A 23075-nucleotide genomic window follows, 5' to 3' on the forward strand; every position below is an offset into this window, starting at 1 on the left:
TTTCGCCGCCTGCCACGATACATCACAGAATTTATCCCTGATACTCAATCACCACCACGCACTGCCCGGCACGAACCGATGCGCCGGGCTGGCAGCGAATCTCTCGAACCCTGCCGCGCTGTGGCGATACAATCGGGATCTCCATTTTCATGGATTCAAGGATCATCAGCGTTTCTCCTTCAACCACCGTCTTACCCACCGCCGTAACGACCTGCCAGAGGTTGCCGGAAATGGGGCTTTCCACACCGACCTGCCCCGGTTGGATCGGCGCTTCGCTCGCGTCCTCAATTACCACATCCACGCTATCCGCCACCGATTGACCGGCAATACGCCAGCGCTCGCGTTCCGCTTCAAACGCCGCCCGTTGGCGCACGCGGAATGTCTCGATCTCTTCCGCTTCCCGCGACAGGAAATCCTGATAGGCGTTTAGCACCAGTTCACTGTGTTCGATCCGTAGCGGGTAACGCCCTAAGGGGAAATCCCGTCGGATGGATAACAGTTCATCGGCCGATACCGGATAAAAGCGAATTTGGTCGAAGAAACGCAGCAGCCACGGCTTGCCGTTAAAGGCGTCAACGCCGCGATAGCGATCCCACATTTGCAGCGTGCGCCCGACAAACTGGTAGCCACCCGGTCCTTCCATGCCATAAACACACAGGTAAGCGCCACCAATACCTACCGAGTTTTCCGCCGTCCAGGTACGCGCTGGGTTATATTTGGTGGTGACTAAACGGTGGCGCGGATCCAGCGGTGTCGCAACGGGCGCACCAAGATAAACGTCGCCCAGCCCCATCACCAGATAGCTGGCATCAAATACCGTGCGATACACCTCATCGAGATTATCCAGTTCGTTAATACGGCGGATAAACTCAAGGTTACTCGGGCACCAGGGCGCATCGCTGCGTACCGTGGTCATGTATTTCTGAATCGCCAACTGGCAGGCGGGATCGTCCCAGGACAGCGGCAGATAAACCACTCGTGACGGTACAGTCAGATTTTTTTGCGTACAAACGGCAAGCCATAGCGAGGAAAGCACGTCTAACAGGTGCGATAGCACCAGCGTCTCTGGGCGATAGTGCACCTGCAACGAACGAATGCCCGGCGTGATATCAATGATGCCATCCAGCGTCTGCTGTTCCAGCGCCAGCATTAGCGCATGAACGCGAAAACGCAGCGCCACGTCCAGTTCCGCCGCCCCCACTTCCAGCAATAGATGGGTATCGCCAGACAGCCGTGCAACCAGCCGTTTATCCGCGTCACCGATATCCAATACCACTGGAGAAATGCGCACAGCAGGCGACCAATCGATGGCGATAGGAACAAGCTGCTCCACCTCAGCATGACGCGCCAATGCCAGCGAACGCGCCGTGGCGAGATCGACGGGAATAAAGCGCACGCGATCGCCAGCATTAAGCTGCCCTAACGCCCACAGGTCGGCCTCGATCACCGTCACCGGACAAACAAAACCGCCCAGACTTGGGCCATCGGGCCCCAGAATGACCGGCATATCCCCCGTGAAATCCACCGCACCGATGGCATACGGGTTGTCGTGAATGTTCGAAGGATGCAACCCAGCCTCTCCACCGCTATCGCGAACCCATTCTGGTTTCGGCCCAATCAAGCGCACGCCAGTACGACTGGAGTTAAAATGCACTTCCCACTCGGTAGAAAGAAAGGTGTCCATATAGGCAGGTGTAAAATAGTCCGGTGCAGCATGTGGACCATAAATTACGCGCAGTTCACGCACCGCAGGCAAGGTGGTGCGCAATGCGTCCGGCAGGCTGTCGCCGACGCGTCTGTCCGTCAGCGGAGCAAGGTGCAAGACATCCCCCGCCCGCAGCGCACGCCCGGCATGTCCGCCAAACTGCCCCAGCGTGAACGTGCTTTTACTACCAAGGTAATCTGGCACCTCAATACCACCACGCAGGCAGAGATAGCTGCGTACACCCTGTTTCTGCATTGCCCCTAAACGCAACGTGGCACCGGCTGGTATCGCAAATAGGCGATCCATCGAGACGGGCTGACCATCTATCTCAATAGCGATAGTCGCCCCCGTAACAGCCGCCACCGCATCCGTGTTAAAACGCAATGTCGGCCCGTTCATTGTGATCTCCAGCGCAGCCGTTCCCGCTGGATTTCCCACTAATCGATTCCCTAAACGCAGCGCGCGATCGTCCATCGGACCCGACGGTGGCACGCCGACCGACCAGTATCCAAGACGTCCTGGGTAATCCTGTACAGTGGTTTGCGTACCCGCACTCACCACTTCGCAGGTTGTCGCCTTATAGGCCAGCGCATCAAGACAGCGCGTCCACGGCTGGCCGCGGGTAAACGGTTCTGCCGCCAGAATCTGACGCAGGTAGTCACGGTTGTGTTCCACACCGTAGAGTCGCGTGTCCGCCAATGCTCGATCCAGCACAGCCATTGCCTGCTCACGGGTCGGTGCGCAGGCGATGATCTTCGCCAGCATCGGGTCAAAAAACGGGGGGATGTCACACCCGGCCGTCACCCAAGTATCGATGCGCAGGCGGTGTCCTTCTGACGTGGGGAATTCGACTTCCGTCAATAATCCCGGTGACGGTTGGAATTGTTTGCCCGGATCTTCAGCGTACAGACGCGCCTGAATCGCATGCCCCTGAGGATTCAGTTGAGCAGCCAGTTCGCGCAGCGGCGGCAGATCCCCTGCGGCCAGTTCAATCATCCAACGCACCAGATCCACGCCCCAGACCTGCTCCGTTACGCCGTGCTCAACCTGTAGGCGCGTGTTGACTTCAAGAAAATAAAAACGGTCGGTCGCACTGTCGTAGACGAACTCCACCGTCCCCGCACTGCGGTAATTCACCGCCTGCGCCAGACTGATTGCCGCAGAACACAGTGCGTCAGCGACGCCGTCCGGCAGATTGGGCGCAGGCGTTTCTTCAATGACTTTCTGGTTACGACGCTGTACCGAGCAGTCCCGAACCCCCAGCGCCAGCACGTCGCCCTGACCATCACCAAAAATCTGTACCTCAAGATGCCGGGCGCGTTCGATATATTTTTCAATGAAAACACCCGCATCGCTGAAATTGTTCTGTCCCAGCCGCTTTACCGTGTCAAACGCCTCGGACAGTTCCGTGGCGCTGTAGCAGACGCGCATTCCAATCCCACCGCCGCCCGCCGTGCTTTTGAGCATGACCGGGTAGCCAATCTCTGCCGCCGCGCACAGAGCAGCATCAATATTTTCCAGCAGCTCGGTGCCTTCCAGCAGCGGAACGTGGTACTTTTTCGCCAGCGCCCGTGCGGTATGTTTTAAGCCGAACACACGCAACTGCTGCGGTGTCGGCCCAACAAAGGCAATCTGCGCCGCTTCACAGGCTTCGGCAAACGCCGCATTCTCAGACAGAAAACCATATCCCGGATGGATGGCCTGCGCCCCACTACGCTGCGCCGCCGATAAAATTTTCGCGACATCCAGATAGGTATGTGCCGCCGCGCCCTCTCCCAGACTAATCGCTTCATCGGCATCCTGAATATGCAGGCTGCTGATATCAGCATCAGAGTAGACCGCGACGCCACGGACGTTCATCTCACGCAATGAACGCAGAATACGGCACGCAATCGCACCACGGTTAGCAATCAGAAGTGTATCGAACATACGCTAGACTCATGCAAGGGCAGGTCGTCCCGCCAAAATGCGATCCGCATGATGGTCGTCCATCGCGGTAACGGTCAAATGATGTAGAGGCGTGCTACCACACCGGAATTATCAGGCTTTGTCAGGCGGAGAACGGTTCGTCGACGGCAGAAAATACCGGTTAGCTCTCGCCTCCAATGCGCTCACCAGCCACGCTTTCATGCACTGCCATCGCGTGTGTTTTTCACGGCAACGATCCGGCGTCAGTTCCATATCAGCACCTCCGCAGGCGTCGGGTTCCAGCCGTTACACGGGTTGTTAAGCTGCGGACAGTTGGAAATCAGTACGATGACATCCGTTTCGGCGCGTAGCTCTACGTATTTTCCCGGCGCGGAAATGCCATCCTCAAAGGTCAGCCCGCCTTCTGCCGTTACCGGCACGTTCATAAAGAAGTTAATGTTCGCACCAATATCTTTCTTGTTCAGACGACCATCGTGCAGACAGGCACAAAGAAAATTGTCACGGCAACTGTGCATGTAGCGTCGGTCGAGCGCATAGCGCACGGTATTGCTCTCCTGCGCACAGGCACCACCCAGGGTGTCATGCCGACCACAGGTATCAGCGACGATTGTCAACAACGGATTACCGAGATTGGAGAACAGCACGCTGCCCGTCGTCAGGTAGACGCTATTCTGGCGGCGCAGCGTGCGCTGTGGATCGTAACGTTCGCGTGGGTCATCAACGCGATAGAACAGCGTATCCACCGCCTGGTTACCTTCCAAATCCAGCAGTCGCAGCGTCTGACCTTGCTTGACCTCAAACAGATAGGGTTCTCCGGCAGGGATCACATGACGGAAGACCGCGTCTTCGGCTATTTTATTGCTGGCAATTAACGTCATATCCGGCCTCCTTATAGATAACCGCGTTCGGTATTGTGAAACGCGCGTGCATTTTCCTCACGGAACTCACGGCAGTATTTGGCGACATCCTCACCTTCTGTTCGGCTCCAGGTGAGCGAGATCGGACGCGGCGCATATATCGGGTTAGGATCCATCGGGTGTTGCAAGGCAGTCAGCACCACCAGCGTGTCCATCGGTGCATACAGCTCGATGTAGTCGCCCGCCTGAGAATGATTGCTGTGAAAGTGAAACTGTCCTTGCGCATCCACCGTGACTTTGCTGAACAGGTTGATCGTCATCAGCAGATCTTGCAGATTGAGATTCCATTTCCCCATTTCGACCAGCAGGTTATCCATCCCGTTACGGAAAAAACCGTTACGCAGTTCCTGATAACGCCCCTGCCCGTATTTCTCATGCACCTCCTGCGCATTGAGTACGCCACCCATGCTGTCGTGCCAACCGCAGGTGTCGGTAACGATCGCCGCCAGTACCCGTCCCATGTCGGAATAGAGACAGTGTCCAACCGTTAATTTGGCGGTGTGTTGTCCTTTCAGAGTGTCCGGCAGGTTTAACCGTTCGCTAGTCTGGTGCGCGTTAAACATCAGCAGACCCACATTGCCGCTGCCTTCCACATCGGTGATCCGCAGAATCTGTCCGCGCTTGAGAATGAAGGAAGTATGGCCTCCGCCCGGTACCGTTTCTTCATCAAATGTTGACCGGCCTGCCGATGTATTTTTCGATATCTGTATCTCTGTCATCACAGAAAGCTCCTTAAATGGGGGATGTCATCGCGCTAACAGCAGGAGGCAGCGCACGCTGGCGCGTGGCGAGACGCGCCTGATTCAGCGGGATGTCATAAGTAATACGTGCGCCATAGGCTTCCGGCGCATGGGGATCGACGCGCACTTTGTCGAACACCAGCAAACGCGTGCCGAGGTGGAACCCTTCAGGCAAATCGTGGGTAACCATAAAGACCGTTAAGCGGGTTTCCCGCCACAGCTCCAGCAGCAGGGAATGCATATCGCCGCGAATGCCGGGATCCAGCGCCCCAAAGGGTTCATCGAGCAGCAGGATGCGCGGCTGGACAATAAACGCCTGCGCAATCGCGAGCCGCTGCTGCATCCCGCCGGAAAGCTGATTCGGATATTTGTGCATCGCCTGTCCAAGCCCAACACGTTCCAGCATGCGAGCCGCACTGCTCCGCACTTCTTGCTTGCCTCGTCCAAACAGCCTGCCGAGCCAAGGAGAACGTGGTATCTCCAGCCCAATCACCACGTTTTCCAGCACGGTTAAATGTGGAAAAACCGAATAGCGCTGAAACACCACGCCGCGGCTGACATCCGGTTCGGCGGGTAGCGGTTTCCCTTCGAGCCGCACTTCACCACGACTGGGGGGTTCCTGCCCCAGCAGCAGGCGCAAAAAGGTGGATTTACCACAGCCGGATGCCCCGACCATCGTGCAGAATTCCCCCTCCTCAACGTTCAGGTTGAGCCGTTCCAGCACCACATGGTCGCCGTATTCTTGCCAGATGTTATCGATCTCGATAAAACTCATGTTTTACTTTCCTCTGACCACGGGAACCAGCGGCGATGCAGCCAACGCAGTGCCATATCCATCAGCCATGCCAGCAGCGTGATCCACACCACGTAAGGCAGAATCACGTCCATCGCCAGATAGCGACGTACCAGAAAGATGCGGTAGCCAAGCCCCGCCGTTGCTGAAATCGCTTCGGCGGAAATCAGGAACAGCCACGCCGCCCCCAGCAGAAGCCGCAGGGAAATCAGCAGCCGCGACAGTAACTGCGGCAGGATGACGCGCAACACCACGATCCAACTGTTCGCGCCCAGCGTTTGTGCTTTGATCAGCATTTCCTGTGGGATATTACGGGCGCGCTGTTCGAGATCGCGCGCCAGCATCGGCGTGACGCCAATGACGATCAGCATCACTTTCGAGAGTTCATCCAGCCCGAAGACGATGAAAAGAATGGGTAAAATCGCCAGCGGTGGGATCATCGACAGCACGGTCATCAACGGCGAGAGCGAGGCACGGAACAGCGGAAAAGCCCCCGCCGCAATCCCAAACAGCAGACTCAACAGGCTGGCGATCCCCAGTCCCAGCGCAAGACGAACCAGACTGGCCTGCGTATCCAGCCAGAACAGGTAGTCACCGCTACGTTTGTCTTCGGTAAATGCCATGCGCTGAATTGCCTCGGCCATTTGCCCAAGACTTGGCAGCAGTTTGTCATTGGGATTGGCTTCCAGCCGCAGTGCCGACCCCACGAGGTACAGCACCAGCAGCACGGTAAACGGCAGCAGGACAAGCAGCAGCCGTCCGCCTCGGCTGGGGGAGCGATTGATCAAGCGCACGATAGTCTCTCCAGTCTGCGAGGTCAGAGTTTGTTCTCTGCGGCCAGACGCACAAAGGTGTCGTCAAAGCGCAGTTTTACATTGGCGCTGTCGCCTTGTGTAACCTGACCAGGGAACGTTATGCCGATAAAATCCGCACTCTGTGCACCAGTGCCGAGCAACCCTTTATCAAAGGAGAAATCTGCGACGCGTTTCATGGTGTTCGGGAGATCGGCGCTGGTCAGAAACGCCAGGTTGTCCTGCGCGGAATAAAACAGATGGGTGGTTTTTAGCTGTGCCTGATAGCCTGCTAAATCGGTGCCGGAGGCCGCAGCCATCGATTCCAGCGCCGGCTTGTCGCCCGCCTTCATTAGCGCCATCATTTCAAACCAGGCTCCGGCCAGCGCTTTACCCAGCGCCGGATTCTCTTGCAGCGTCTGCGTGTTCACGACCATCATGTCGATCAGTTCACCGGGGATCTGTCCGGACTGAAAGACTTCCGAGATATCCGGCTGGCTTTTAATCGCGGAAAGCTGCGGGTTCCAGGCGACAGCCGCCTGTACGCTGCGGGTAGCGAAAGCAGCAACAATATCGGCATCTGACGTATTGACGACCGTGACATCCCGCTCCCGTAGCCCGGCCGTTTCCAGACCGCGCACTAGCAGGTAATGGGAAACAGAGAGTTCAGGCAGGTTGACCTTCATTCCGCGCAAGTCGCCCAGCGTTTTCCCTTTGCCTTTGAGCACGATACCGTCATTGCCTGCGGAGAAACTGCCAAGCAGCAGCGCCGTGGTATCCACACCGCCCGCCGCCGGAATGGTCAACGCATCCATGTTGGTCATCGTGCAGCCGTCAAACTGTCCGGCGGTGTATTGATTGATCGACTCGACGTAGTCGTTAAGCTGGGTAACCTTAATTTTGATGCCGTACTTGTCGGCCCATTTATCGATAATGCCCTGCGTGCCGATGACGCCCCACGGCATCCACCCGGCATAGATAGTCCAGCACACGTTGAATTGCGTTTTAGGCGCTGCCTGTGAAGGGAAACTCAGCAGCGCTGAGAGACTGAGGACGCAAACGCCCAGTAAACGAGATAGGTTCATGCCAGACCTCCGGTTGAGTAGGAAAAAAGCGGGAACAGCGCGACACCATGGGTGTTGCTGTCTCCCGGGCTTTTGTCCCGCCGTGTAACCTCAACTGGAGGTCGCCAGCTCTCGGACCAGACATCCATATTGCATGGATCGGAACCCTAGCCAGCTATTCAGGTTGTTCAGCGCCCTATGTGGTGCCGTCCCGAATAGATAAAAGCAAAATGCGTGCCAGCACTAGAAATACCGCTACGGCTGGCTGTGTGCAGGGAAGAATGCCGTTCTCGCGTCATCACGGTGCAGTAGCACAATGAACGCGCCTCACGGCAGTGCAGAGAGGGTTAGCCGATACGGGGTTTATGTGCAGAATCGCTCGCCGCTATTTTTTCCAGCAGCGCACTAAACATGGCTTGTTCATCAGAGGACAGCGCTTGCAGCATCTGCGCTTCAATGTGCTTTTCCTGATGCAGAAAAACTTGCGTAAACGCGATGCCTTTATCAGACAAACTGAGCCACACGCTGCGGCCATCATCTGGGTTATCGATCTTGCGGACATAATCGCGTTTAACCAGTTCCGCCACCATACGGGTGATTTGCGCCTTATCCCGACCCACCGTTTTCGCCAGCAATTGGGGCGTAATCCGCCCTGCCGCCGCGATGATCTTACATAAACGAATGTGCACGACATCCAGATTGATGTCGTGCGCTTTCATCTGTTCCTGCATCTGTGCCTTATAGCTTTCTAATAGGGTAAAAAGGGCTTTCATCATAGTTTATTGACTCAGTCAATCAATGATCATATAGTTGATTTTATCAACTATCTATCACGAGTTCAATTTAGCGAGGCTACGATGGGAAACATCTATCAGATTACGGTGGAAGAAAAAGGCGAGCAGCAACGCACGCTGTCGTTTGAATTCTCGCTTCACGACGACCTGTTCAAGTTACTGGAAAAAGTCGATGGCAAGATGGACATGACGCCGGAACAAACTCAGGCCTTTATGGTGGGGTTGAAACTATTTGGCGAAGTGATGATGCAACAAAGAAAACACCCGCTGTTTAAGGAATTTTCCACTCCGTTCAGGGAGTTCATGATGAACCTGAAGAAACAGTGATCGGCACAGATACACAGAAAATGCACCACAGTAGAAAATGATACTCCCTGCGCGGCCTGAACGCCCGCGCAGGGAGTGGTTACGTATTAGTCTGCCAGATCGAAGCGATCCGCATTCATCACTTTCACCCAGGCAGCAACAAAGTCATTCACAAATTTCTCTTTGCTGTCGTCCTGTGCGTAAACTTCGGCGTAGGCGCGCAGAATGGAGTTGGAACCAAAGACCAGATCCAGACGCGTCGCCGTCCATTTGACTTCACCCGTTTTACGATCGCGAATTTCATACAGGTCTTTCCGGTATGGCTTCCACGTGTATTGCATGTCGGTCAGGTTGACGAAGAAATCATTCGTCAGCGCCCCTTCACGATGGGTAAATACGCCGTGTTTTGTACCGCCGTAGTTGGTTCCCAACACGCGCAGGCCGCCAACCAGCACTGTCATTTCCTTCGCTGTCAGCCCCATCAACTGCGTGCGATCGAGCATCAACTCTTCCACGCTAACGGCATAATCTTTCTTCAGCCAGTTACGATAGCCGTCATGGATCGGTTCGAGGACATCGAAAGACTCCACATCGGTCAGCGCATCGGTAGTATCGCCCCGTCCCGGTGCAAAAGGCACGGTCACCTGCACGCCAGCCGCTTTCGCCGCTTTCTCAATCCCCACATTACCCGCCAGCACAATGGTATCCGCCACGCTGGCTCCCGTTGCAGCCGCAATACTTTCCAGTACGACTAACACGCGCGCCAGACGATCAGGCTCGTTGCCTACCCAGTCTTTCTGCGGGGCAAGACGAATACGCGCACCGTTGGCACCGCCGCGCATATCGGAACCACGGAACGTACGGGCACTGTCCCAGGCGGTTGCTACCAACTCGCTAATGGAAAGGCTACTTTCCGCAATGCGCGCTTTGACAACATCAACATCATAATCGGTACGACCCGCCGGAATTGGATCCTGCCACAGTAAATCTTCCTGCGGCACATCTGGGCCGACGTAGCGCGCTTTCGGTCCCATATCACGGTGCGTCAGTTTGAACCACGCCCGGGCAAACATTTCGGAGAAGTAAGCCTGATCCTGAGAGAAGCGCTCGGAAATCTTACGGTATTCCGGGTCAACTTTCAGCGCCATATCGGCATCAGTCATCATCGGGTTGTAGCGGATCGACGGATCTTCAACGTCAACTGGCTTATCTTCTTCTTTAATGCTGACAGGCTCCCACTGTGACGCGCCCGCTGGGCTCTTTCTTAGTTCCCATTCGTGATTCAACAGCATGTGGAAGAAGCCGTTGTCCCATTTTGTCGGATGCGTCGTCCAAGCACCTTCCAGCCCGCTGGTGACGGTATGGCGACCTTTACCCGACCCCGTCGGGTTATGCCAGCCAAGACCTTGCTCTTCAACATCCGCACTTTCGGGCGCCGCGCCCAGCAGGCTGGCATCACCGTTACCGTGGGTTTTACCTACCGTGTGTCCGCCCGCCGTCAGAGCGACGGTTTCTTCATCATTCATTGCCATACGAGAGAACGTAACGCGCATGTCTTGTGCGGTACGCAGTGGATCGGACTTGCCGTCGACGCCTTCCGGGTTAACGTAAATCAGCCCCATCTGTACGGCAGCCAGTGGATTCTCCAGCGAGGTACGATCGTCGCTGCCATAGCGACCCGTGCTCTTTGCCAGCCACTCTTTTTCCGAACCCCAGTAGGTATCTTTTTCCGGATGCCAGATGTCTTCACGACCAAAAGCGAAACCGAAAGTTTTCAGCCCCATGGATTCGTAAGCGATATTGCCCGCCAGAATAATCAGGTCCGCCCAACTGAGTTTATTGCCGTACTTTCTTTTGATGGGCCACAGTAAACGGCGCGCTTTATCGAGACTGACGTTATCCGGCCAGGAGTTGAGCGGTGCGAAACGCTGGTTACCCGTTCCGCCGCCGCCGCGACCGTCAGTTGTGCGGTAGGAGCCTGCCGAGTGCCAGGCCATACGAATCATCAGGCCGCCGTAATGACCCCAGTCTGCCGGCCACCACTCCTGACTGTCCGTCATCAGCGCATGCAGGTCTTTTTTGAGGGCATCGACATCGAGGGTTTTCAGGGCTTCACGGTAGCTAAAATCGCCGCCTAACGGGTTAGTTTTGGTGTCGTGCTGATGAAGAATGTCGAGATTGAGGGCATTTGGCCACCAGTCAGTGTTTGATGTGCCAGTAGACGTATTTCCGCCGTGCATAACCGGACATTTACCGGTTGGTTTCGTTTTATTCTCGTCCATCATTATCTCCCAGTATGTTGCATTGCCTTAATCGCTGCGCCAGAAGGTAGGTCGTTCCCCGATAGCCTTGTCATGTGACAACGGAGCCTTCCCCTATTCCCTCTTCTTGATGCAAGACAGTGCCAGAGTCTCCCTATAATTTATAATTGTATATGCTAACTTCTGCGATAGCTTAACCTGATGAAAAGCGGCTCAATCGCACATTTTTCCTATCTGCATCAATAATCTCGCGGATAGAACCGTTTGCGATAATGAGCCTGCTTGTGATCGCGGCCTCTTTCCAGAAGCCGCTGACTCAGCTAGCGCAAAAAACTACAGCGCAGGCGAACGGAGTATGAACTGGGTAATTTCAGCTCGTTTCCCTAAGCGGATCGGAAAGCCGTTCCAGAGACCCGCGCCATTGCTCACGTACAGATGCATGCCATCTACGTCATAGCTGCCAGAGACATAGCCTTCATTCGCCAACTGCGTCACCCAGTGCATGCCCAGCACCTGTCCGCCGTGTGTATGGCCAGAAAGCTGTAAATCGGCTCCGGCACGCGCATTCTCTTTCGCCCCAGTGGGTCGATGGCTCAGCAGAACGACAGCGCTATTCGGCGATATTCCCTCAAGCGCAGCACGCGTATCCGGCAGTTGTTGTTTAAAATCAGCAGCGGTGCGATCGGTAATGCCCGCCAGTACAAACGCGGCATTATCACGGCTAATCAACACATGCTCATTGAGCAACATGCGCAAACCCAACGCATTCAGCCGCTGCACCCATTGCGAATATTCCACGTAATATTCATGGTTGCCGACGATGGCAAACACGCCTTGTGGGGCTGTCAGGTTACGCAGCGGCTCCATATCGTCGTGACGGGCACTGACGGTGCCATCGGCCAAATCACCCGTAATCACCGTCAGATCGGGCTTAAGCGCGTTAGTTTTTGCCACTACCGCTTCGATCCAAGGGCGCTGCAACAGACGGCTGGCGTGTAAATCCGTTAGCTGTACCAGTCGGAAACCGTCCAGCGCTGGCGGTAGCTGCTTCAGTTCAACCTCTACCGTACGGACGTCAGGAACACGTACTGCGGCTTCCCACACGCCAATAGCAGCCAGTCCCATCGCCACAGCGGCAATGCCGCCACGCAGCACCATATTGTTCAGCAGAACATTTCCGACTGACTGGGATAAAAAACGGCCTAGGACGCCGAGAAGATCGACAGCCAACAGCAAGAATGCAGATATCAACAGCGCACCGAAAGCCCATCCCAGCAGCATCAGGACGAATGCAGGCACTTCAGGCGATGCCATCGTGCCAAAAAAGGTGCGCGTAATCAGATGATGCTGCGAAACCAGCAGCAGTGACACCGCCAGCATGCGCTTTACAGGCGCCCCGACACGTAAGCGCCAGACCAGACGCCAGATAACATAGAGGGCGATGAGCCCGGTAATGGCATGAAACACGGATGTTTTCTCTCTTTATCGGTGATATCGGTATATTGATGCGGACATTATTTCCCAGGGAAATGTTTATAGTGTCCGCTAAGATCGTGTCAAGACGTTTACATCGCCGCTCACACATTGCGAATCAACGTGGTAGAGAGGTTGTGTTGCCAGAAGGGGCAGATTAACATGGCGCGATTCCCTGCTGTACACGTCACTGACCAGAGTGAAGTCTGCTCGCTGACGGCAGATTGTGCATGATTTTGATTAACCAAGGACATTTATGTTCGATTACACCGACTTTCCCGAACAACGGCAATCCAAAATCAGGCAGATCCTCAGCGAGGAAGGCAAAGTCGTCTGTACGCAGCTCTCGCGTGAATTGAACGTATCAGAGCACACCATACGGCGCGATCTAAAGGAACTGGCACAATCCGGTGCCTGTAAGCGCGTCTACGGCGGCGCAGTCAGCATGCCGCCAGAAGCCATCGATTTTTCCAGTCGGGCAACCATCGACGCAGCACAAAAAGATCGCATTGCTCAGGCCGTCATCCCGCTGATAAAACCTAACGGCTGCGTCTTCTTTGACACTGGCACCACCAATCTAGCGGTGGCGAAACAGATCCCAGCGGGTCTGAAGTTTACCGCCGTGTGTAATTCGCCCATTATCGCGGCGGAATTGATGCAACATCACGATGTAGAAGTGATTTTTCTTGGTGGAAGGATCCAGAAGGAAGTCGGCGGCGCGATTGGTATCGACACACTCAGGCAGCTAGAGAAGATGTATTTCGATCAATGCCTGCTGGGAGGCTGTGCCTTTGATGCTAATGAGGGGTTGACCGTTTTTGAATATGACGATGCGGAATTCAAGAAGTGTCTCGTAACCCGCAGCAGCGAAGTGATCGTGGCCCTGACTGCCAATAAAATCTCCGCTCTGGCGCGCTATCGCGTTGCCGCCTGTGATGAGATCACCTCGCTGGTAACCGATGACGAAATCCCCCCTGCCTGCCAGAGCGTGTTAAGCGAAAAAAATCTGGATCTGATTATTGCCCGATAATATAACGGTAGCCCCAGCGGCTGCCGGTTCCACTCATGAAAGCAGCAGCTTTATCGTTTTTAGCACCCCATCATCGTCATTACTGCGGGTAATAAAATTCGCCGCTGCTTTGGTTTCCTCAAACGCATTGCGCATCGCAAAGCTGTAAGCGGCACGGCTCATCAGTTCAATATCATTGTAACCATCACCGAACACCATCGTTTCATCAAAAGTAACCGCTAATTTATTCTGAAGGATTTCTACGGTATGTCCTTTATGTACGCCAACATTAGCAATGTCGATCCAAGCCGCTTCGGAAACCACGATATAAACATGGTCGTGGAACGCATCGAGATACTTCGCCGTTTCGTGACAGTGTCCTGCTGGGTCATAAACTGTGATTTTCACAAAGTCATCGGTAACGGCAGCAAAACTGGGTATCAACGTGACATTAGCGTACGATTTCTTCACCTTTTCCAGTAAGGCTGGGCTGATCGTTTCCTTTACCATCGCCCCATTTGGGGTACAGCCGATGATCACATGCTGGTCGTCTACGCTTTCCAGCACGCCAATCAGGCTCAACGCAAGACGGTTTTTGATGAGCGATTGGTAAACATAATCGCCCTGATGTTTGATGCGCGTCGCGCTATCCCCCAAAATCCAGATATCTTTCGCCTCATCGCCAAAAAGCGCTTCCACCCGTTCGCACTGCTTACCCGTGCAGGTGGCAAACTGCACGCCCTTTTCTTTCATTAACGCATAAACCTCGGCAAATAAGGCTCTGTTGTAATCGCCATCGCTGTGAAGAAACGTGCCGTCCAGATCGGTAATTACCAACTTGATCATTCCACTCCCCTTTCAGATTGTACGTACACAGACAGCCGCATTTCAGGCTGGGAACAGCCCGCCTGAACAAGGAAAAATAGCACTTTTGCGCGGTGAGTTAGACGACTGGCGTGATGATTACACACAAATGCTCGCTTTAGCTCGATGATGTATTTTTCCGCAAAAAAGAGTAAACCGCATACGATAAAAATCATTTTCACTAGATACATTGAGATATTACGCGAAAGCCAGCATAGCACCCATTGACAATACGCAACAAGAAGCAAGATCAATCAATAGTGAGCGTGCAAGGTAATAACGTAGTGGCAGAACTGCCATGCGGTTAGCAACACTTAAATATCCAACCGAGATCATGTTATTCACATTTCATTAAACCCCACCGTTGACAACGTCACTGCGACGCCACATTAATATGTACGGACAAGTTAAAATGTCCGTACATATTAAAATATAACATTGGCTACAAAACATGACTTCTGACGCAGGTTGTATCGCTAAAAATCAAAAAAATCTTGTTAGTTCATGTCGTTAGAGACATTCACTGCATGATGCCGAGTTTTGCGGGTTCAGCCTTTATCCGTACTGTTTCACCTACAAGAGATCAACACTATGTCGACAAAAACACCTGTCTGGAAAGGTCTGACATTTCAGGTTCTGGCGGCGATGGCACTGGGTATCGCCCTCGGTTTTGCCGCGCCGGAATTGGCAGCAAAGTTTAAAATACTCGGTGATATCTTTCTGAAGCTCATCAAGACCGCCGTCGCGCCGCTCATCTTTTTCACGGTAGTGCATGGCATCGCCTCCGCTGGGGATATCAAGAAAGTGGGCAAAATCGGCGTGCGCGCGCTGATCTATTTTGAACTGGTTTCTACCTTCGCCCTCGCTCTCGGCCTCGGCTGGGCAAATCTTATTGATATTGGTTCAGGCATTCATGCTGGGAGTATCAGCCAGACGGCGACCGCCGCCGTTGACTCTGTAATAGCAAAAGGCCACATGCCTACCACCACGATGGATTTTATCTACGGTATTTTCCCCGATAACTTCATTGGTGCCTTCGCTGGTGGGCAGCTCTTACAAGTACTGGTGGTCTCACTGATTTTTGGGTTTGCTTTACTTGCACTCCCCCACGAAAAACGCATCGTGATTGAAAATGGCATGAACCGCATCTCGGAATGCTTCTTCGAGTTCATCAACTTAATCATGAAATTAGCCCCGATTGGCGCATTCGGCTCCGTAGCTTATGCGGTGGGAAGTAACGGCAGCAGCGTGCTGCTATCTCTGCTGAATCTGGTATTAATGTTTTATGCCGCTGTCGCCTTTTTCATCGTCGTCATTCTGGGCAGCATCTGCCGATTTGCAGGATTCAGCCTCACCCGCTTTCTTAAATACATCCGTGATGAGATCGTGATTGTGCTGGGAACAGCCTCGTCCGAAAGTGCGCTACCTCGGCTGTTGCAGAAATTAGAGCGTTTCGGTTGTTCGCGGCAGAGCGTAGGGCTGATTCTCCCAACCGGCTACGCATTCAATCTCGACGGAACCAGCATTTACATGTCGATGTGTACGTTGTTTATCGCCAATGCCTACGGCGTCGATCTGAGCTGGCAACAACAAATGGGCATTCTTCTTATCATGCTGGTGACGTCAAAAGGTGCCGCGGCCGTCTCTGGCGGCAGCTTCGTGGTGTTCGCGGCAACGGTGGCAACAGTGGGTAATCTGCCGATAGAAGGGCTGGCGTTAATTTTCGGTGTCTATCGCTTTATGTCTATGGCGATTGCGTTGTGCAACACCATCGGAAACAGCGTGGCCACTATCGTCGTTGCAAAATGGTGCGGGGAATATTCACCTCAGCCTGACGATGCACTGGACAGCACACTCCTCGCTCAGGAAAGCCGCCCTGCTAGCTAATCTTCAGCCAGAAGCAAGCAAAAAACAGAGAATTACAGCTATCAGCCATGGCGATCCAGTAGCGCCCTGGCTGAATAACTTAACTTCAACACACGAATACGGCTAAACATTCGGCACTTGAAAGAAGATGATAAACAAAGCGCTTGCCACGAACGCCGGAGCCGTCCATAATAGCGCCCATTCCAAACGCTGGAATGAAGAAAAGCATTCTAATCAAAACGTTACTGATTAAAATGTTATCTCCTGTACGACCGTAGCTCAGTTGGTTAGAGCACCACCTTGACATGGTGGGGGTCGGTGGTTCGAGTCCACTCGGTCGTACCAATTCATGTTCTATAGATGTATGCTAATGTCTATAACATATTGAAAAGAAGAAAATTTCCATCTTCTCTTGTTCCAGTAAAATCTATCAAAATCTACTCATATCTAATGGTTTTAAGTACATTTTTAAGTCCATGTGAATACGGGTAACCTCACTTCCAGATTGTTACTGTTAAACAACACTACCGAGAACCAAAATCCAGCTCTGATCTTAATCAGGAGCGACGATCATGGTACTTTCTGCTATAGCGGTTCGCCATGCAAAAGCAATTGGCAAAGCCTATACACTCCCAGATGATAATGGCCTTTCTCTTTCCGTCTCACCAAACGGTGGGAAATCTTGGCATTTCCGCTATTACTGGCTAGGTAAACAAAAACGCCTATCTCTTGGCACCTACCCCAAAGTGTCACTGCAAGAAGCCAGAAACCTGCGAGATGAAACGAAAGCTTTGTTAGATGCGGGAATAAACCCTCAGTCTGCTCGTAAGCAAAAACGCTATGCTATACAGCTAGCTGTCGAAAATGATTTTGAATCCGTGTTCAAAAAATGGGCTGAATATAGATCTTTAGAACTCAAAGAGGATAAAAAAGGAACCCTTTCCCAAATTCAGCGCACATTTAATAACGACATCTTACCCCAAATTGGCAAGATGCCTATTTATGACATCCGTCGTATAGATCTATTAAAAATCTTATCCAAGATTGAACAGCGAAGAGCATTTACAACAGCAGAAAAAGCACGCAGTTGGCTTGGGCAATTATTTCGCTATGCTGTGGTAAAAATAGATGGTCTTGATGTTAACCCTGCTATGGATCTGAAAGAAGTTGCGCTACCAAAACCGCCAGAAATTCACAATCCATTCTTACACATGTCAGAGTTACCGTCATTTTTAAGTAAATTGCGTAAATACTCAGGTAATGAAACTACACAACTTGGTATTCGCTTACTTTTTCTTACCGGGGTTCGCACTGGCGAATTACGTCTCGCTACACCAGAACAGTTCGATTTAGAGCGTGGTCTTTGGCTTATTCCTCCCGAAGAGGTGAAGCAACTACAAAAAAGCATGCGAAAAAATAGAAAACGACCACAGGATATCCCTCCTTATATTGTTCCTTTATCTGCACAGGCAATTGAAATAATCAGGTATTTGATAGATAAAGTTAAACCAGCCCAGCACTATTTATTGCCACATTACTATAACTTACAAGAGCGTATGAGTGAAAACACTCTCAATAATGCTCTGAAACGTATGGGTTATAAAGATAAACTCACAGGCCATGGTATACGTGGCACAATTTCAACAGCACTGAACGAAATTGGTTACCCTAAAGTTTGGGTAGATGCCCAGCTTTCTCATGCTGATCCAAATAAAGTTAGCTCTGCATATAACCATGCTAGCTATGTAGAGCCACGTAGACGTATGATGCAAGATTGGGCTGACAGGCTCGATTTATTAGAGCAAGGATTTGTTGAATCAGCAATGAAGCATTTGACTATCTATATCGCTGGAATTCCCACTATGCTGGATACAGATAGTAATTTACCTATACCACCAGTAACAACAACTCCTCCAGCAGCCACTTCGACTTCTATAGTTGCAACAAATGATGAAAATAACAACAACCAAACATTCCAACGACTTTCACCTCTACCACCAAAATATAGTGGGAAAGATGCATCCGAAAAAATCATCACAGAAATACAAAAAAAACGCATAGACATGCTTAACATATATGAAAAACCGCACAATCTATCAGTATCCCAATTCGCTAAACTGGCTGGTAAATCTCGAGACCAAATTAACCGGGAGATAAAAGCGAATAAATTACTAACAATAAACATCGGCAATCGTGGGCAACGTATTCCAGATTGGCAACTCGATCCTATAAAGAAAAAATTGATTCAGGCGGTACTTAAATCATCAGATAAAGCAGACTCATGGACAGTTTATCAAGTTTTATCTAATAGAAATAAAATATTAGATAACCAATCTCCTATTGATGTAGTTAATTCCAAAAACCTAGACATGATAGTTACAATAATCAATAAAGTTACAAGCACTCACCTCTTTTAGCGGTGATATATCATAGAGTTAACTGAGTTAAAAATTTCATTAAAACCCGCAATGCCATGCGGGTTTTAATAGTTCTGAAGAGATTCATCAGCGTAATTCCTCATAAATCTATATTGCACGGCACTCGCACTATTGAAATTAACATCAGCAGTTCCGCAGGTGATTTATTAGAAAAAAGATCAACATCACACCCCCTATAATTGACGGTATCTTTACTTTTTCCTTCGCGTAATATTCACCTGAAATCTCATTGAGTTGCATCAGTGAAACCATCACAGAACAGGGAATGGATCATTAACATCAGATAACCAAAACAAGTTAGTCCTTCTGTTGTTTCAGAACCCCAAAGTTACTTGTAAAAAGGAGCAATAAAACATGAGGATCCGTCACTTACATTATTTTTTGGTTGTTGCAGAAGAACAGAGCTTCGCAAGAGCCGCCGCCAGAGTCCATATAGAACCATCACCACTATCCCGTGCGATTAAGGAACTGGAACAACAGCTTGGGGTTCAATTGCTGCACCGTAACAAAGGCCGTATTCGACTGACATGGCCTGGGGAGGTATTCCGCGAGGAAGCTCAACGTATTGTTAACTTTATCGAAAACGCCAAAACACGTGTACATGCTGCAGCGAAAGGTTACAGAGGCAGGCTCCGTATAGGCCTATGCGACAGCCTGGCTCAACCTCGGCTGACACAATTACTTGCCCGATGCCGAGAAGAAGAACCACGTACAGAAATACGTATCACCGAGATGTCCGTCAACGAAATGCTTCAGGCTCTGGCTCACGACCAAATAGATGCAGGGTTCACTATTGACGATATCAGCCTCTCTGGCTACACCAAACAACCAGTCTGGAGTGAACGTCCTGCTGTCGCCATTCCACGTAATCATCCCCTCCTTTCTCTAGAGTTTATTTCTGTCGCCGAAGCATTTCGCTATCCTCTAGTCCTCTGCCATCCAGAACGATGCGCAGGGGATATAACGTCATCCGACGCTGGTTTAATGACGCATCATTATCACAACCTAATATTGCCGAGTACATTTCCGGCCACGAATCGATGCTCATGCTGGTAGCTGCAGGATACGGTATCGGCATAGGTCTTGAGTCACAACTCTCATTATATAACCATCCGAATGTAATTATACGGGCAACGTCTTACGATATCCCAGACTCATCGACCAACATCATCACGACGGAAAAATATTATTCACCAGAGCTAGAACGCTTTATCAACCGTGCGCTTGAAATTGGCGAATTGCAGTCTGCTCACATGTCGACAGTCCCTACAGAACTACATTCAGATGGGTAAGTTGCACCAGTTAATGTCTTACTTTATTTGTCTGCCGCATGACAGGCACAGTTAGTGTCTGTTACCTCCATTACCCCCTCAATTTTCTGATGCTCTCCATTCAATATCAACCAATCAAGCGAATAATAAGCAATCATATAATTTACATTGAGCCTGACATTTTCAGTCTGGTGAACGACATAATAGAGCCCATTGAACTGGGTTCTATTTCATGCGTAAAAACACCGACAACAGAAACACTGTACCGCCATTTATTCTTCATAAACATTGCCGGACGAAGAGCCGGATAAGCGCTGACGAATATACCCAGTAGTCTCTGTCTTTCAGTCAGCTAAAAAACCGTAACCAGCACATCCCTATTGTTTGATGAAACGGAATGATGAGGTCTTTTTAATAGTCATCACACCTCATGAACGCTACCAAACACCAAGGAGTGACAGTAATGAACGCTGAGAACACGACACCACTACCAGAGCACCGTATTTTGCGTCGCCCCGAAGTTGAGGCTAAAACCGGGTTCAAACGCGCCCATATCTATAACCTAATGAAAGAAGGTCGCTTTCCTAAGCCAATACGCCTCGGTGTACGAGCAGTAGGCTGGGATTCGGTCGAAATTGATCGGTGGATCACTGACCGTCTCAAAGAACGCATCTGACTGCTCTAGTCATACGATAAGGAGCAACTCATGCAAACATCAACAAAAGGTGGTATCAGCAAAGCCACCGTCCACTGTACCGGTTTAGCGGTCGCACTACCTGCATTTAGACTCATCTGGATGATGACCAGTAATTTATGGCATCCCGAATTCTACTACATTACCGGAAAAAACCATGGAGGGGCCTATCATGTCTCACCTCCATGAATTAGCTCGGGGCCACAAGCAACTACTACCGCTGATCGAATACGCACTGCAAGAAGGCTGGGAGGTTGTGCGTACCTCTGGTGGGCATTTGAAGTTCACCAAGCCCGGTATGCCACCGATCTTCACCAGTTCGACAGCTAGCGACTATCGTGCCGGGCGTAATGCGCGCGCCTTACTACGGCGAACACAACACCAGTTTGCTACTGACGAATCCTCTCCTGACAAGGGGGGCCACCATGCCTGATATTTCCGTACAAGACCTTGCCGGCAAACTTCTGAGCGAAGGCTTCACGAGCAAAGCACCCATTGCAGAGGTGTTGAGCGCACCTATTGCAGAAACGGCAATGGTTATCACGCTTGATGAGCTATCACCGTATGAGCTTGATCCACGACTAACGCGCAACCCGCTCTACGACGAGATCAAAGCCTCAATACGCGAGCGCGGACTCGACTCACCGCCCTCCATCACTCAGCGCCCAGGGGCAAAGGGCTATATCATTCGCAACGGAGGCAATACCAGACTCTCGATCCTGCGCGAACTCTGGACTGAGACCAGAGACGAACGCTTTTTCCGCATTCCATGCCTGTTCCGCCCATGGCCGGAACGCGGTGAAATCATCGCATTAACGGGGCATCTGGCTGAGAACGAGCTGCACGGTGGCCTGTCATTTATTGAACGTGCCCTGGGCGTCAATAAAGCACGGGAGCTTTATGAAGAAGAGACCGGGAAATCACTGTCACAGTCAGAGCTGGCCCGCCGACTCAAGGCCGATGGCTACCCTGTCCCCCAGCCCCATATCAGTCGCATGCAAGAGGCCATTCAATACTTGCTTCCGGCCATCCCTACTGTGCTTTATGCCGGGCTGGGAAGGCATCAGGTAGAGCAGTTGACCAGCCTGCGGCGTGCTGCTGAACGGGCCTGGTCCGCTCGCAGCACCAACACACACCACCACATCGACTTCACCACCTTGTTTCAGGATGTGTTGGTGATGTTCGACAGCACACCGGGCAATTTCAGTGTCCAGCGCGTACAGGATGAGTTGATTGGACAAATGGCCGATCTGCTGGAGATGGAATACGACACGCTGGCATTCGAGATCACCGACACCGATCGGCGTTGGCAGTTACTCAGCAATGAAGCACCATCGGCTGAGCCTGGGGCATCGACGCTGCAAGAGAAGACGCCATTACCCGTCACGCCGCCCGGCGTTACATCGGAATCCACGTCGCCCAGGAACATCGAGCCATCAACGACCAGCAAGGCGTCTACACAACCGGCACAGCCCCCTTCTGAACCTGTTGGCCGCGCCTCACAAGACAAATCTGCGACAGGAAACGACGAGCATGCCACGCTACTGCAACAGCATGTTGTTTCTCCTGCTGGCACAACCGAACGGCTGCAGTCGATTCAGCGGCTGGTCGCTGACCATACTGGCGAGACCCTGCCGGACTTCGAACGCAATATCTTGCAATCCATCCCTATCCAGGCCGATAGCCTGTATCCGATCACTGATATCTGGCACATTGAAGCATCACTGGATGAACCTTCTCGACTACGCACCCATATTGCGCAGTTTGCCGCAGAAATCGCCCATGAAGTCGGTGCACAAGATGCTATTGAGCCCTACGAAAATGGCATCGGATTCAGTTGCAAATGCGCCGATGACCGTGTCAACACAGATACGTCAGCATCCATGGTGCTGGCGCTGCTGCACGCTCTGAGCGCCCCCTATCTGCCCGCCACACATCCGTTTTCAGATACCACGTCTTCGATCCGGTTTGGGCTACTCGGGCATTTGTTGCAGGGGATACTGGACGCGAGCAATGACGCCAACGATGCACCACAGCGGCTCAATGACAGCGCACTGGTGAAGCTGTTCCGATTGCTACGGCTGACCCGCAGGCTGATCGACATTGAGAACGGCACACAGGATGACGGCGACGTCATTCCCGGATCATGAGGAGCACAGC

19 protein-coding genes, 1 tRNA gene and 1 riboswitch are annotated in these 23075 nt (G+C 52.0%); of the genes, 10 read left to right on the forward strand and 10 right to left on the reverse strand.

Annotated features, from left to right (window positions below):
• Positions 1-31: 31 nt before the first annotated feature.
• The 7 genes from uca to A7983_RS20810 form a co-directional block, all read right to left on the reverse strand.
• The gene (gene uca / locus A7983_RS20780) at positions 32-3634 is read right to left on the reverse strand and encodes an urea carboxylase (protein ID WP_005972550.1); all 3603 of its coding nucleotides are present in this window, start codon (positions 3632-3634) and stop codon (positions 32-34) included.
• 242 nt (positions 3635-3876) lie between these two features.
• On the reverse strand, positions 3877-4512 hold the full coding sequence (locus A7983_RS20785) for an urea amidolyase associated protein UAAP2 (protein ID WP_005972551.1): 636 nt from the start codon (positions 4510-4512) through the stop codon (positions 3877-3879).
• 11 nt (positions 4513-4523) lie between these two features.
• A complete protein-coding gene (locus A7983_RS20790) occupies positions 4524-5270 on the reverse strand; it encodes an urea amidolyase associated protein UAAP1 (RefSeq protein ID WP_005972553.1) in 747 nt (248 codons plus the stop codon).
• Between the two features lie 13 nt (positions 5271-5283).
• Entirely contained in the window at positions 5284-6066 is a 783-nt protein-coding gene (locus tag A7983_RS20795) for an ABC transporter ATP-binding protein (RefSeq protein WP_005972555.1), read from the reverse strand.
• On the reverse strand, positions 6063-6878 hold the full coding sequence (locus tag A7983_RS20800; RefSeq protein WP_005972557.1) for an ABC transporter permease: 816 nt from the start codon (positions 6876-6878) through the stop codon (positions 6063-6065). Before A7983_RS20800 ends, A7983_RS20795 begins: the two co-directional genes overlap by 4 nt.
• A 23-nt stretch (positions 6879-6901) precedes the next feature.
• Complete coding sequence (locus A7983_RS20805) at positions 6902-7960, reverse strand: putative urea ABC transporter substrate-binding protein (RefSeq protein ID WP_005972559.1); 1059 nt, start codon at positions 7958-7960, stop codon at positions 6902-6904.
• A 59-nt stretch (positions 7961-8019) separates the two neighbouring features.
• Positions 8020-8121: riboswitch (guanidine-I (ykkC/yxkD leader) on the reverse strand.
• Between the two features lie 165 nt (positions 8122-8286).
• Positions 8287-8715: a MarR family winged helix-turn-helix transcriptional regulator gene (locus A7983_RS20810; RefSeq protein WP_005972566.1), complete on the reverse strand. Its 429-nt coding sequence runs from the start codon at positions 8713-8715 to the stop codon at positions 8287-8289.
• Positions 8716-8796: 81 nt separating this feature from the next.
• Here A7983_RS20810 and A7983_RS20815 point away from each other — a divergent pair, with 81 nt between their 5' ends.
• Positions 8797-9060 carry a DUF3861 domain-containing protein gene (locus tag A7983_RS20815; protein ID WP_005972568.1) on the forward strand — a complete coding sequence of 88 codons (264 nt, stop codon included), beginning with the start codon at positions 8797-8799 and terminating at the stop codon, positions 9058-9060.
• Positions 9061-9146: 86 nt separating this feature from the next.
• Here A7983_RS20815 and katG read toward each other — a convergent pair whose 3' ends face one another.
• A complete protein-coding gene (gene katG / locus A7983_RS20820; protein ID WP_005972571.1) occupies positions 9147-11321 on the reverse strand; it encodes a catalase/peroxidase HPI in 2175 nt (724 codons plus the stop codon).
• Between the two features lie 312 nt (positions 11322-11633).
• Entirely contained in the window at positions 11634-12767 is a 1134-nt protein-coding gene (locus A7983_RS20825) for a metallophosphoesterase (RefSeq protein ID WP_005972573.1), read from the reverse strand.
• 262 nt (positions 12768-13029) lie between these two features.
• On the opposite strand from A7983_RS20825, the gene A7983_RS20830 reads away from it, so the two are divergent.
• Positions 13030-13803: a DeoR/GlpR family DNA-binding transcription regulator gene (locus A7983_RS20830; RefSeq protein WP_005972575.1), complete on the forward strand. Its 774-nt coding sequence runs from the start codon at positions 13030-13032 to the stop codon at positions 13801-13803.
• A 33-nt stretch (positions 13804-13836) separates the two neighbouring features.
• On the opposite strand, the gene A7983_RS20835 is transcribed toward A7983_RS20830, so the two are convergent.
• Complete coding sequence (locus tag A7983_RS20835; RefSeq protein ID WP_005972577.1) at positions 13837-14628, reverse strand: Cof-type HAD-IIB family hydrolase; 792 nt, start codon at positions 14626-14628, stop codon at positions 13837-13839.
• Positions 14629-15237: 609 nt separating this feature from the next.
• Here A7983_RS20835 and A7983_RS20840 point away from each other — a divergent pair.
• The 8 genes from A7983_RS20840 (at position 15238) to A7983_RS20870 (ending at position 23065) form a co-directional block, all read left to right on the forward strand.
• Positions 15238-16533, forward strand: a complete 1296-nt coding sequence (locus A7983_RS20840; protein WP_005972578.1) for a cation:dicarboxylate symporter family transporter — start codon at positions 15238-15240, stop codon at positions 16531-16533.
• Positions 16534-16780: 247 nt separating this feature from the next.
• Positions 16781-16857: transfer RNA gene (locus tag A7983_RS20845), tRNA-Val, on the forward strand.
• 227 nt (positions 16858-17084) lie between these two features.
• Complete coding sequence (locus A7983_RS20850) at positions 17085-18929, forward strand: tyrosine-type recombinase/integrase (protein WP_005966917.1); 1845 nt, start codon at positions 17085-17087, stop codon at positions 18927-18929.
• A gap of 375 nt (positions 18930-19304) precedes the next feature.
• Positions 19305-20006, forward strand: a complete 702-nt coding sequence (locus A7983_RS20855; RefSeq protein ID WP_237028195.1) for a LysR family transcriptional regulator — start codon at positions 19305-19307, stop codon at positions 20004-20006.
• 678 nt (positions 20007-20684) lie between these two features.
• Complete coding sequence (locus A7983_RS20860) at positions 20685-20897, forward strand: AlpA family transcriptional regulator (RefSeq protein ID WP_005966919.1); 213 nt, start codon at positions 20685-20687, stop codon at positions 20895-20897.
• A 30-nt stretch (positions 20898-20927) separates the two neighbouring features.
• On the forward strand, positions 20928-21104 hold the full coding sequence (locus tag A7983_RS24060; RefSeq protein ID WP_005966920.1) for a hypothetical protein: 177 nt from the start codon (positions 20928-20930) through the stop codon (positions 21102-21104).
• Positions 21088-21348 carry a type II toxin-antitoxin system HicA family toxin gene (locus tag A7983_RS20865; protein ID WP_005966921.1) on the forward strand — a complete coding sequence of 87 codons (261 nt, stop codon included), beginning with the start codon at positions 21088-21090 and terminating at the stop codon, positions 21346-21348. Before A7983_RS24060 ends, A7983_RS20865 begins: the two co-directional genes overlap by 17 nt.
• Positions 21341-23065: a ParB family protein gene (locus A7983_RS20870; RefSeq protein WP_005966923.1), complete on the forward strand. Its 1725-nt coding sequence runs from the start codon at positions 21341-21343 to the stop codon at positions 23063-23065. Before A7983_RS20865 ends, A7983_RS20870 begins: the two co-directional genes overlap by 8 nt.
• The last annotated feature ends 10 nt before the right edge of the window (positions 23066-23075 follow it).

Source organism: Pectobacterium wasabiae CFBP 3304 (assembly GCF_001742185.1).
In the GTDB taxonomy this organism is placed as follows: Bacteria; Pseudomonadota; Gammaproteobacteria; order Enterobacterales; family Enterobacteriaceae; genus Pectobacterium; species Pectobacterium wasabiae.

Bases quoted from the DNA above. Each gene is read 5' to 3' on its own strand.
- uca (WP_005972550.1), bottom strand. From the start codon at position 3,634: ATGTTCGATACACTTCTGATTGCTAACCGTGGTGCGATTGCGTGCCGT.
- A7983_RS20785 (WP_005972551.1), bottom strand. From the start codon at position 4,512: ATGACGTTAATTGCCAGCAATAAAATAGCCGAAGACGCGGTCTTCCGT.
- A7983_RS20790 (WP_005972553.1), bottom strand. From the start codon at position 5,270: ATGACAGAGATACAGATATCGAAAAATACATCGGCAGGCCGGTCAACA.
- A7983_RS20795 (WP_005972555.1), bottom strand. From the start codon at position 6,066: ATGAGTTTTATCGAGATCGATAACATCTGGCAAGAATACGGCGACCAT.
- A7983_RS20805 (WP_005972559.1), bottom strand. From the start codon at position 7,960: ATGAACCTATCTCGTTTACTGGGCGTTTGCGTCCTCAGTCTCTCAGCG.
- A7983_RS20810 (WP_005972566.1), bottom strand. From the start codon at position 8,715: ATGATGAAAGCCCTTTTTACCCTATTAGAAAGCTATAAGGCACAGATG.
- A7983_RS20815 (WP_005972568.1), top strand. From the start codon at position 8,797: ATGGGAAACATCTATCAGATTACGGTGGAAGAAAAAGGCGAGCAGCAA.
- katG (WP_005972571.1), bottom strand. From the start codon at position 11,321: ATGGACGAGAATAAAACGAAACCAACCGGTAAATGTCCGGTTATGCAC.
- A7983_RS20830 (WP_005972575.1), top strand. From the start codon at position 13,030: ATGTTCGATTACACCGACTTTCCCGAACAACGGCAATCCAAAATCAGG.
- A7983_RS20835 (WP_005972577.1), bottom strand. From the start codon at position 14,628: ATGATCAAGTTGGTAATTACCGATCTGGACGGCACGTTTCTTCACAGC.
- A7983_RS20840 (WP_005972578.1), top strand. From the start codon at position 15,238: ATGTCGACAAAAACACCTGTCTGGAAAGGTCTGACATTTCAGGTTCTG.
- A7983_RS20850 (WP_005966917.1), top strand. From the start codon at position 17,085: ATGGTACTTTCTGCTATAGCGGTTCGCCATGCAAAAGCAATTGGCAAA.
- A7983_RS20855 (WP_237028195.1), top strand. From the start codon at position 19,305: ATGAGGATCCGTCACTTACATTATTTTTTGGTTGTTGCAGAAGAACAG.
- A7983_RS20860 (WP_005966919.1), top strand. From the start codon at position 20,685: ATGAACGCTGAGAACACGACACCACTACCAGAGCACCGTATTTTGCGT.
- A7983_RS24060 (WP_005966920.1), top strand. From the start codon at position 20,928: ATGCAAACATCAACAAAAGGTGGTATCAGCAAAGCCACCGTCCACTGT.
- A7983_RS20865 (WP_005966921.1), top strand. From the start codon at position 21,088: ATGTCTCACCTCCATGAATTAGCTCGGGGCCACAAGCAACTACTACCG.
- A7983_RS20870 (WP_005966923.1), top strand. From the start codon at position 21,341: ATGCCTGATATTTCCGTACAAGACCTTGCCGGCAAACTTCTGAGCGAA.